Source organism: Candidatus Latescibacter sp. (genome assembly GCA_030692375.1).
In the GTDB taxonomy this organism is placed as follows: Bacteria; Latescibacterota; Latescibacteria; order Latescibacterales; family Latescibacteraceae; genus JAUYCD01.
On sequence record JAUYCD010000251.1, the window covers coordinates 1 to 11,922 of the forward strand.

General features: G+C 50.2%; 8 protein-coding genes. 2 read left to right on the forward strand and 6 right to left on the reverse strand.

From position 1 onward, the window contains the following. Positions 1-148: 148 nt before the first annotated feature. Positions 149-1,144, reverse strand: a complete 996-nt coding sequence (locus Q8O92_15215) for a cation diffusion facilitator family transporter (GenBank protein ID MDP2984668.1) — start codon at positions 1,142-1,144, stop codon at positions 149-151. A gap of 541 nt (positions 1,145-1,685) precedes the next feature. Here Q8O92_15215 and Q8O92_15220 point away from each other — a divergent pair. After that, entirely contained in the window at positions 1,686-3,170 is a 1,485-nt protein-coding gene (locus Q8O92_15220) for a hypothetical protein (protein MDP2984669.1), read from the forward strand. A gap of 481 nt (positions 3,171-3,651) precedes the next feature. Further along, positions 3,652-5,079, forward strand: coding sequence for a hypothetical protein (locus Q8O92_15225; GenBank protein MDP2984670.1), 1,428 nt, complete (start codon positions 3,652-3,654; stop codon positions 5,077-5,079). 469 nt (positions 5,080-5,548) lie between these two features. Here the strand turns inward: Q8O92_15225 and Q8O92_15230 are convergent, their stop codons facing one another. The 5 genes from Q8O92_15230 to Q8O92_15250 all read right to left on the reverse strand — a co-directional run bounded on the left by Q8O92_15230 (position 5,549) and on the right by Q8O92_15250 (position 11,785). Continuing rightward, complete coding sequence (locus tag Q8O92_15230) at positions 5,549-6,622, reverse strand: PKD domain-containing protein (protein MDP2984671.1); 1,074 nt, start codon at positions 6,620-6,622, stop codon at positions 5,549-5,551. Between the two features lie 236 nt (positions 6,623-6,858). Next, positions 6,859-8,025: a hypothetical protein gene (locus tag Q8O92_15235; protein MDP2984672.1), complete on the reverse strand. Its 1,167-nt coding sequence runs from the start codon at positions 8,023-8,025 to the stop codon at positions 6,859-6,861. Between the two features lie 394 nt (positions 8,026-8,419). After that, entirely contained in the window at positions 8,420-9,607 is a 1,188-nt protein-coding gene (locus Q8O92_15240) for a hypothetical protein (protein MDP2984673.1), read from the reverse strand. Positions 9,608-9,665: 58 nt separating this feature from the next. Then, positions 9,666-10,742: a formylglycine-generating enzyme family protein gene (locus tag Q8O92_15245; GenBank protein ID MDP2984674.1), complete on the reverse strand. Its 1,077-nt coding sequence runs from the start codon at positions 10,740-10,742 to the stop codon at positions 9,666-9,668. A 44-nt stretch (positions 10,743-10,786) separates the two neighbouring features. After that, positions 10,787-11,785 (reverse strand): aldo/keto reductase, encoded by a 999-nt coding sequence (locus tag Q8O92_15250; GenBank protein MDP2984675.1) that lies wholly within the window; start codon positions 11,783-11,785, stop codon positions 10,787-10,789. Positions 11,786-11,922: the final 137 nt, after the last annotated feature.

Consider the following 11,922-nt stretch of genomic DNA (forward strand, 5'->3'; position numbering starts at 1 on the left):
GTCCAAAGGACAGGGGGGATCAGTCCTTCAAGAAGGCATGCAATTATCCGATAATACTTTCACATAAAATTATTCTTATAACGATAAGCATTATAAGGAGTTACAAACATTAGTACAAAAATTCTGGGGGATGGCCAGTAAAAAAAGCTTATTGCTCTTTCCGGGGAGAGTTCCGTTCCAGCCTGCAAACTCTTTCCTCATCACACACAAAATCATCCGGTTCGAACTGAAGGGTAGAATGGAGAATCCCGAACCGCTCACGGAGAAGATCCTGGGCGTTTTTGAGACAAACCTGCCAGTGGGTGGTATTGCAGCACATCGCATGCAGACGGACATGGGCGCTGAGCGAGGGGATGCCGCTTGCGATGGTCCAGATGTGGAGATCATCGACCTCCTGGACATGCTCCAGGCTCTCCAGCGCCTCTTTGACCTCATGATAGTCGATATTTTCCGGGGTTGATTCCAAGAGGATATTGATGGTCTGGACAAGCAGTCCCCAAGTGCTCAAAAGGATAAGAATACCGATAACGACACTGGCGATGGGGTCAATCAGTGTCCAGCCGGTGGTGAAAATCACCACACCGGCAATGATTGCTCCAAGGGAGCCGAGCGCATCGGAGGCCATGTGCAGGAAGGCGGCTTTCATGTTGACCGTTTCATCCCGGCTGCGGTAAAGCACCCAGGCGCTTCCGGCATTGGCTGCCAGGCCCATAATCGCCACAATAATCATGAGGGGGCCGTTAATTTGGGGTGTCTGCCCAAACCTGCTCCATGCCTGCCAGAAGATCACCCCCACAATAATCATCAGCGTCGCACCGTTGACGAAGGCACCCAGAACCTCCGCCCGTAAGAGTCCATAGGTGCGTGTGGGAGTAGCCATCCTTTCCGCCAGCCGCGCCACAAAAATGGCTAAAATCAGGGCGGCCACATCGGTCAGCATATGCCCGGCGTCCGCCATGAGCGCCAGGCTGTTCGCCAGTATGCCGCCGATAACCTCCACAACAAGGAATACGGCATTGATGACCAGCGCAATCCAAAGACGACGGCGGGAATGGGTTTTTAGTTCATGGAGATGACCATGCCCATGTTCGTGATTATGGTTTTGGCCGTGCCCATGGTTTTCGTTATTTTTTTCAAGCTTCATACAACAATCCGGATAGTAAGCAGTTACTTTTTTAAGGAGTCCCACAGATTATACCTAGTGTAACGTCAATCAGATAATGTCTGGTGCTGGAGTTTCTTTTTTTTTTACCCCCTTTAAAAGGGGGTCGCCGCTCAAGCGGCGGGGGGATCTTTATTCGCTGGGAAGAAGAAATCCCCCCTGCCTTTGGCTTCCCCCCTTGTTAAGGGGGGAATATGAATCCAACTTTATTGCATTGACTTAACAAGAGTGATTGAGTAACAAAGCAAGGTATAAAAGAATCCGAGTATGCTATTTGAGAAGGTTAGTGCTAGGATATAGATGCGGCAACAAGTTCGGCATGACACGTGTCATCCTGAACTCGTTTCAGTATCTAATTGCGCAATCACAGTGTAGTGTGTTCAAGAAATACATACCTGAGGACATACTCGGAAAGTTTTATTGCTGTCTTTTAAATCTGTATTGCAAAGAATTTCCCTTGGTATGAACTTTTTCGAAGCTATATTTCAAAGAAACCGCCTGTCCGACCAAACACGAGGATACCATGAAAAACCTGATGTTCATCCTTTTCCTGTCCGCTCTCTTCTGTTACAGAACGCCGGTTACTACAGGAGACGATTTCGACGACATGATCAAAAAGCAGAACAAGAAATTCGAGCAGATGCAGAAGGAGGCCAATGATCGGTTCGAAAAGATGAAACAGGTTGACGCCGAATTCGCCGAGATTTTGAACCGGGCTTGGAAAGAGCTGGACCTCAACACCGGGATCAAACCGGATACCACCCCCAAACCTGATACTCCGCCTGTCGCCCGTCCGGCTGAGATTCCCGCCCCCAGACCCGTCGCTCCACCGCCGGAAAAGATACTACCCCCGTCTCCTCCCAAACCACAACCCGAGCTGAAACCGATACAGCCTGTTGGGCAGGCAGGTGTACCGCTCGCATTCGACTTTTTCGGTACTCCGCTTCGCATGACCTGCGATCCCCAGGCAAAACACCCTCTCGAAGGCCAGGCGGGCGAGAAGACCATCGGCGCTTTCTGGGAGGCGCTCAGTAAATCCGATTACCGGGCATTTCTGACGCAGGCCATGCAGATACGGAAACAATTGAACCTGAACGACTGGGGATACTGTCTCCTCCTGAACGCGGCGGGCGAAAGCCTGTATGCCGGTTCGGTCAATGAAAGCAGGCTGTTCACCTGGTTCATGATGGTACAGTCCGGTTACGATGCACGGGCCGGGTTTGCGGACAACCAGGTATATCTTCTCCTTCCATCGGTAAACACCGTGTACAGCGCACCCTACTATACCCTCGGAAAGAACAATTACTATGTCATGCCCATGAACACATCTCCGAAAACGATAAAATCTCTCTATACCTATCAGGGGAATTACGGCGTCGCCGGGAAAGACATGGATCTCGCCATCATCACCCCGCCTGATATCACCGGAACCGGCGATCGGAAGACATTCACGTTCACCTATGCCGGGAAAACCCATACCCTCCCGGTGAATGTGCGTCAGAACGTGGTCGATTTCTACCGCTATTATCCACAGACCAATCTTGACATTTATTTCCGGGCTTCCATGGCCGCCGATACCCGGAACGACATCCTCGCTGCATTGAAACCGGTTGTCCTGAACAAGCCGGAAGAGGAGGCGGTGAATATCCTGCTCTGTTTCGTACAGACTGCATTCGCTTATAAAACCGATGATGCCCAGTTTGGGAGAGAGAAATATTTCTTCCCGGAGGAAACTCTTTTCTACCCGTACTCGGATTGTGAAGACCGGGCGGTGCTCTTTGCCTTTCTGGTCCGCAATCTTCTGAATCTCGAGGTCATCGGGCTTGATTACCCGGGACATGTTGCGACTGCGGTCAGGTTCGCCGGAAATGCGCCGGGAGATGCGGTGATATACCGTTCGGCGCGGTATGTGATCTGCGATCCCACCTACATCAACGCCCGGTATGGCGAATGCATGCCCATCTTTAAAAAAGTTGCCCCGGGAATCGTTCAGATCACAGGGAATTGAAAAACCCCCTTTGAAATACTGTTTCTTGCAAAGTTCGCAAAGAATACCTTGCAGCTTGACGGGAGGGTAGTTCATTCCCCTGTCTTCTTTATTCTGGATTCTGTCCTTTTGACTTTGCGAACTTTGCGAGAGAATATACATGACGACATAAATAAATGCGCATGTTTTGAGTATTTATTCCAATAAGCGTTCAAAATGGCATGATTTCCATTTTTTAACCTCACCCCGGCCCTCTCCTAATTAGGAGAGGGTGCCCGAAGGGCGGGTGAGGTTTTACGTCAATTTGAAAAATAATTGGAATTAGATAATGAAACGAGTTCAGGATGACACGTGTCATGCCGAACTTGTTGCCGTTTCGCGGGAACGATGAAAGCGCAGCGCATCTTTTAGCAACCGTTGCCGCATCTATTTTGAAAAGAAACGCAATAAAATATGTCGTCATGTATAAAACATATCACCCTGTATAACAGGAGTTTACCCAATGAAACGCCGTGACGCGATTCCGCTTATTCCTCTCACCGCCGCCGGAATATGTGGTTTGGCAACAAGAGCTTTGTCCCAGAGAGCAGTAACAAATCCCATCAGGGAAAACGCCGCCGATTCTTCTCCTGGACCGCTCTCCATCAGGTATTTAACAAAAATTCGCGAACTGCTTACATGGATTCGCGACACCCAGTCTCAGAACATGCTCGAAGCCTCCTACATGATCGCCCGCAAGCATTTGGAAGGAAAAACATGCTGGTGCTCATGGGATATGGGGCATGGCCCCAACATCGATATCCTTTCCCCGGGGCGCAACGGCCTTCCGGAAATTTTCACGCCCGGATACGACCCGAAAAAATCCAGGTCCGGCGATCTCTTTCTGAAATCGACAGAGAACGGCTCTCTCAATGAAGTAGATACCAAGGACATGTATGTCATCGGGATGCCGGTGCCGTGGGGGGCGGACGCCCGGAAAAGCGAACTCCTCGAGGATAAATTTCAAAACTTGAAAATCCGCCCGTACTGCGATATCTGGATCGAAACCAACATGACGACTATCGGGGCTGTGATGACCGTTCCCGGCATGACCGCGCCCATCGGCCCGGAATCCGGAGTTATCGGCATGGTGACGTTCTGGATGATGACAGCAGATGCATGCCGTATCCTTGCTCGCGAGGGAAAGCCCCCACCGGTGAAAGGCGACGAGCCTGCCATTGACTGGAAAAACGCAAAGGATCGGACACTGCGGAGCGATCCCCTCATGGATGACTATTTCGATGCGATTATATCTCAGATGGAGCTTATCGGGGCCGAGTTTGGAGCAATCAGAAAAATAGCTAAAATGGCGGTCGATTCGGTGTTTTCGGGGGGACGGGTCTACGGCTACGACCGGTACGGTGGATTCGCCGCAGAAGCGCGCGGACGGCGCGGCGGTCTCCTCCTGACACAGGGATTGTCAGCCGACAGGGACGGTAACCTGACCGACTGGACAAGCTGGGCGGGAAAGGAAACTCCCTCACCCAAAGACCTGGTCATCATGGGATTGTCCAAACCGGACGACGAGATCGATCTCAGAAGCCTCGATGCGCTGAGAAAAATCGGCGCAAAAGTGGTTTCCATCGGCCCGATGACCCGCAACAATAAAATTCCCGAAGGCCGCACGGTGCCGAAGGAAACCGATGTCCATGTCGGCGCCATGTGCGATACCTACGGGCTGTTCGCCATTCCCGGTTTCGAGAGAAAGGTCTGCCCGACCTCCGGGCCGCTGCTCAACCAGATTTACTGGACCACCGTCATGGAAATCGTGGAGGAGATTCAGCGCTGCACAGGGGGAGACGTTCCTGCGGCGTTGTTTTCGGTTGCGCTGAAAGGTGGTTATGACCATTTTTACAGAATGATCGAGTTGTTTAAGAAAAGGGGGTATTGAACTGGTAAATAATCTGAGAGTTTCAAGTAATTAGCCCGAATTATGTAGGTAAAAGGGATTTTAGTCTCTGTGAGCGTTAAAACTACAGCCCCCTATATCCCCCAAAGGGGGATTTAAAAGACTGCAAGACAAGGCTTAATTGGTTTTTTAAAAAGTTACACTTTCGCATTTTCATCTTTACCACGAAAAGTCCCCCTTCGGGGGATTTAGGGGGCTGCCTTCCAAAATTATTAATAAGTATTTGTTTAAAAAAGAGTTAAGAAAATGTCATAGCAAGTTTGTGAATAATTCGGGTTAGTGACAAGAGATAGTCTTGATTTCCATTGGCGCAATAAGATGCAAAGAGAGCCTAAGTAACATCGACCATCTGAACCGATTTTGACACAATGATAGTTCTTCGCCGGAATCGACCGAACCAGTGTCGTAACCGGCAGTTTACTCTCTCTACGCCATGGGTTTCAGGCTTCTTTCATTTTACCACAACATCGCGCACTTTGATTCGCCGCGCTTTTCCGGCAGGTCCTTCCACATTCAGAACGACCACATACTCGCCCGCCTTGGAATATTGGTGAATGGGATGCTGCTCGGTGGAGGTGGTGCCGTCATCGAAATACCAAAGCCATGAAGTGATTTTCCCGTAGGATAGGTCCTTGAAAGCCACCAGCCGGCGGTCCATATCCACAACCTTGAAAGACCATTGCGCTTCTATAGGCTTACGGAATTGCGGCTCAAGGGGCATCGGGCGGAAAGCGACCTGGCAGGAGGCATTGGAATCCATCCTCGTTTTATGTGACAAGTTCCAGAAACCTGTATAATCGCCTTCAGCCTTGTCATAATCCATTACAGCCCAGGAAAGCCCGATGATCCTGTTCTCCTCCAGTTTTGATTCAACCGCGCCATCAGGACCGTCATAGGGGGCATAATCGAACGGTGTGATCCAGAATTCAAGGATAAGATGCCCGCTCTCGCCTTCCTTGAAATTGTATGAGTATGCATGGTTCGCATAGGGCAGGTCGCGAATCCATGGCTGGCAGCCCCAGACCATGGCCCAGTCTCTGCCCTCACCGGGAGGGGTGAAAATATGGTAATTCTGGGAGTGTACACCTTTGAAACGGAAATGGTTTTCCATGGGATCGGGAAGCTGGGGATTGGAGATGAATTGTCCGCCCGACAGGTCGCCGTCCACCGCCACCTCAAAAATATCGCCGCGCCGGTAGAACATGGACCAGTAATTATCGTCCGCCTCATAGAGAAAATACAGACGGTTCATCCCTTTCACCCAACCCACTTTCACGTTCACATTCAGGTCTTTCGGGTCAGGGCTCCCGACATTACCCAAATCGGTGTCTCGAAGCTGATCGGAACCGATGGTGTAGCTTTCCGGAACGATATTCCAGTCATCTGTTTTTCCGTCTATGCAGGGAATCCTGTCGGATGGAAACTGAAAGATTTTAAACTCCACATCCGGCCGTTCCAGCGCCTGGACAATTGTGTAACCGAATACGGAAAGCACCAATACCGCAATCGCCAGCCTGAATATCATGCAAGTATTATCCTTTCAAGTAGAGCCAATTGCAAAAGTCGATGTAAATAAAAAATGGTAAGTTTTTAACTCAAGCCCCCTAACCCTCGGTCCCTTTCCCCCGTTCCGGGGGCAAGGGAAGTCGTTACACCACAGTTTTTCCTGCCCCCTTTGGGGGGATGTCCAAAGGACAGGAAGGAGGCTGCTTCTAAAGTCTCGACATATGCAAAAGCCTCGGAATACTCTGAAATATCCCCCTACATGGGCTGTATAGCGCCCTTTTCCTTTCCGAAGAGTTTTATATACGGCTCAATATATTCCTTCGACTTTGCATCCCGGTACGGGGAACCGATGGCCCAGTCTTCCGGTAATGTATCGAGCGATACCATCTTGCCGCCCATTTCCAGGTAGGAGCGAAATGCCGCAATGAACATGGCGGTTTTTTCAAGGATCTCGTCGTATGTCTGGTACATATTGCCCGTTTCAAACATCCGCTGGATACGGTGGAGCATGGGCAGCCATTCAAATTCATCGCGCGCCCATTCGTCCACCCAGTGGTTGATGAAAGTCTGGTTCCCCGGTTGAATTATGAGTGCACAGTTATTCCCGCCTATTCCCGGCATTTGCCCTTCATTAATTTTGCCGATGAACGGTCCCTTGCCGCGGTCGTTATATAACACATAGGTTATGCCGCTCTTTTCCGGATCATGAGGATTTATGCCGGTTCGCCAGTCCTTTGTCTTGAACGATACCGATTGGATGCCGCCGCCAACAGCCGCGTATGCCAACCACAAACCATGGATACCGTGAGAATAGTAATCCGCGCTGGAATTCCACGCCTCATAGCCGGTGATCTCCTGAAGTTTCACCTTGCTCCTTATCGTGTGGACTTCCTTCAGGTGTTCCCAGTCCGATCCGGTCATGAGCGGCGCTCCGCCCTTCTTTGCACGGTTCACCATGTCACGGGCCTTCACCATCGAGTCCGCCTGGGGACACCTCACAACGGTGGGTATTCCCGCATCCAGATATGGCTGAGCAAGCTTGTAATTATAGGCCACCGCAAAGAAGTCATCCACAAACATCGCGTGCACCTTGCCCACCATGCTGTCAAAACTTTTTACAATTTCGACGCCGAATCTATTGCGGAATCCCTCTGCAACTTTTGGATCGGCGGACCATACCTTGGTAAAAATCATACCGGTACGCCTGACTTCTCCTTCAGGTGGATTGAGTAATTTGCCCCAGATGCCGTTCGATTGACCGCCTGAACCGAGGATAAGCCCGACTTCGAGCAGTTCCCTGGAAGCGGGTGACTTACGCTTAAAAATAACCTCTGCACTTGACGGTGGTGCAGCGCTTGCAAGGATCATCGAGGATCCGATTTTCAGGAACCTGCGTCTTGACGCCTTGATGTCCTCTTGCATAACACATCTCCTTTGCAACGAGTAAAATCCTCTGTAGAGCTTTTCATCAGGCATAGCGTAATCACATCATGCTTCATAACATTTTCATGCTTTCAACTGCATGGTTTTTTCAATAACTCAGATAACGAATACATGGTTTGACCGGTACGTCATATCCCTGTCACGAAATCTCCGGCAACTCAAATTCCATCGTTTCCGGGCTGAAATCCTGCTCGTACGTCGAAATCACTCCGCCGAATGGGAACTTACCCAGGCATAACATCATCTTCGAGTGTTTGAACCCATTATCTCTACGCCGTGTTTCAGAATATATTCCGCGAATATCCCGCGCTTCGGGCTTTCCAGCAAAGACGACTGAGCCGCCACCATCACGGGTTTCGGCCGGAAAGCATTATTAGGTCGTCGGCTGTAAAAACCCCTTCTCTTTTCCAAAGAGCTTTATGTACGGATCAATCGCCGCCTTCGAGTTTGTACCAAAGACACCGTACGGGGAACCGATGGCCCAATCTTCCGGTAAAGTATCGAGCGGGACCATCTCGCCCTTCTTTTCCAAGTGGGAGTAAAACGCTGCGATGAACATGGCGCTTTTTTCAAGTATCTCTTCGTGGGTCTGGTACATCTCGCCCGTTTCGAAAAGCCGCTGGATTTGGTGAACCATGGGCAGCCACTCAAATTCATCGCGCGCCCATTGATCCACCCAATGGTTGATGAAAGTTTTGTCCCCCGGCTGAATTACAAAGGCGCAGTTGTTCAGACCAACTCCCGGCATCTGCCCTTCATTTATCTTGCCTGTGAACTGTCCCCTGCCGCGGTCTTTATATAACACATAGGTTATACCACACTTTCCCGGATCAAAGGGATTCACACTGGTGCGCCAGTCCTTTGACTTGAACGCTACCGAATGGATGCCCCCGCCGATCGCCGTGTACGCCAGCCATAATCCATGAATGCCGTGCGAGTAGTAATCATTGCTGGAATTCCACACCTCATAGCTGGTTATTTCATCATGTTTGATCTTGCCTCTGATAATGTGGACTTCCTTCAGGAATTCCCAGTCCGATGCGGTAATGAGCGGCGTGCCGCCCTTCTTTGCGCGGTTCACCATGTCACGGGCCTTCACCATCGAGTCCGCATAGGGACGGTTTATATATGTGGGTATCCCCGCTTCCAGATATGGCCTCGCAAGCTTGTAATTATAGGCTGCGGCAAAGAAGTCATCCACGAACATCCCGTGTACCTTGCCCACCATGCCGTCAAAATTCTTTACAATTTCGATGCCGGTTTGTTTACTGAATCGCTCAGCAACCTGTGGATCGGCCGACCATACCTTGGTAAAAAGCATACCGGTACGCCTGGGAACTCCCGGCGGAGGATTGAGCAGTCTGTCCCAGATGCCGCCCGATCCCCAATTTGTCGAACCGCCTGCTCCGAGGATAAGCCCCACTTCGAGCAGTTCCCTGGAAACTTGCGACTTGCGCTTGAAAAGTACTCCTGCTCCGGATGACGAAGCAGCGCTGGCAAGAACCATTGATGATCCGATTTTGATGAACCTGCGTCTCGATGTGTTAGTGTTCTCCAGCATGATGCATCTCCTTTTCAACGGGTAAAAACCTCTATGCAGTTTTTCATGGTGAATCCGTTTATGGCCTGCGGACTATCCGGAAACCCAGGCCCCAATATGAGTGGGACGGCCTGCGCCAGTGACGGTAAGCCGTTCGGAGATACACGGCCTGCTCGTACCAACCGCCGCCGCGAAACGCCCTGTTCTCGGAAGGTTTCGACGTATAGTAGTCTTTGTCAACCCGGTCATGACACCATTCCCATACATTCCCGGTCATATCGTACAAGCCCCAGGCATTCGGCGGCTTCATTCCCACCGGATGTGTACCACAATGATTCTCGGTCAGTACTTTCAAATTCCAGTCGCCGGGCAAATGGCTGTTCCCGCTGTTTCTCCAATACCAGCCCGCCCGGTCAAGATCTTCCTCACTGTTGCCGGTAAAGTACTTGGTTTCCGTTCCCGCTCTGCATGCATACTCCCACTCTGCTTCTGTCGGCAACCCAATTGCCTGTCCCGTTTTTTTTCTCAGCCACGCACAAAATTCCACCGCGTCATTCCAGCTCACACACACCACGGGATGGTTTTCCGTCTGGCGCAGGTATGGATTTTTCCAGTTCGCATCTGGTTTTCTGACCCACTCCCCCCCAGAAACCACGTATGCTTGATCTCCCAGTTCAGCTTCGGTTTTGTAACCGATTTCTTCCACAAATTTCCGAAACTGTCCCACTGTCACCTCAGTCGCACTCATCTCGAATCCATCCACTGTAACCGTATGAACCGGTTCTTCTCTATCCAGACCGCCGCCCACGATGTCGCCCACGCGAAAAGTTCCACCGCGGATCGGCACCATCTTGAATCCAAGGCCAGAGAGCACGGATTCCTTTTCCCCGGCAGTTTCAAGTTTTTGTATTGCCTGCCGGGCTTCGTCCGCGTGACGACCTTGAGGGTATTTCGACAGGTATCCCCGATACCCGGATGCTGTTCCCTTTCTCCGTGCAGCAGCATATGCCGTATCTTCTTCGAGCCCTGCTTTTATGGTCTGGGCATCTCCCGCATGACGTTCCTGCGAATATGAGGTTAGATACTTACTTGCAAGGATCATCGAGGATCCAATTTTCAGGAACATGCGTCTTGAAGCATTGATGTTCTCTGGCATGATGCGCCTCCTTTTCAACGGGAAAATCCACGAGAACACATATATTAAACCGTTCTCGTTGCCCAGTTTTCAAGCCATTTATAATGATCCGGAAGATACGCGCTCCTTGTAGAAGCCGCAACAGTACTCAGATTCTGGAGCATGCTTTTTTCATATTGCGACAGTGCCGGATTATAAACCGATTCAAGATTTGTAACTACTTCTTTCATGCTGTTCATCGCAGGCATGGTTGAATCTATTTCTTTTGTAATATAAATGTGCCGCAGCATAGCCTGGGCGATATTAGCCTTTTTGTCTTTGAAAAAACCGTTTTTTGCAGCGAGCTCAACCATGGCATCGCTTCCCATTGGCTTGATACCGAGAATGCCGAGATTCATACGCTCGCAACGGGGTATAAGCGCGGAATAATCGTTGGCGGGATAATCTTTGCTGCTGAAGCCGCTGTTATGATGGAAGTTATAAATAATCATGACATAGTCGAGAGTATCCCCGTACCGGTCGATATGCTTCATCATGGTTGGTTCATCGTGGGCAACGACACCGATCGCCCTGATTTTACCAGCCTTTTTATTTTTTTCCATAATGGCGAACCGGTCATCGTCAACAGAATAGAGCCGGTATAAATCGATGTAATCGGTATCAAAACTTCTCAGCGCAAAATCGAGTTCGCCCTGCATTTTGTCAGTCGACAGCTCGAAACACAGCGATACGACCGCATTTTTGCGAATACCCCTTAGGCTCATGCCCATGGGTTTGAATTGCCTGAAACCCTCTTCATAGACATCGAAGATGTTGATTCCGCCCTCAAAACCCAATTTGATCATCCTGTCACGGTCTTCCGGTTGTGCGATAAGTTCTTTTTTCAGGTGTGAGCCGAATCCTAGAACAGATACTTTTATGCCTGTTTTGCCAAGAGTTCGTTTCGGTATCTCCCCTTTCGGCTCATAGCTTTTGTACTCCCTTTTGGATATGATGGAACATGCGGTAAAGGGTAGCGTTGTTGAAGCTGTACCGATGCCTTTTAAAAAAAATCTGCGTTTCATTTCTCCTCCATACTAGTTTTAAGTCAATGCAATAAAGTTGGATTCATATTCCCCCCTTAACAAGGGGGGATGCCAAAGGCAGGGGGGATTTCTTCTTCCCAGCGAATAAAGATCCCCCCGCCGCTTGAGCGGCGACC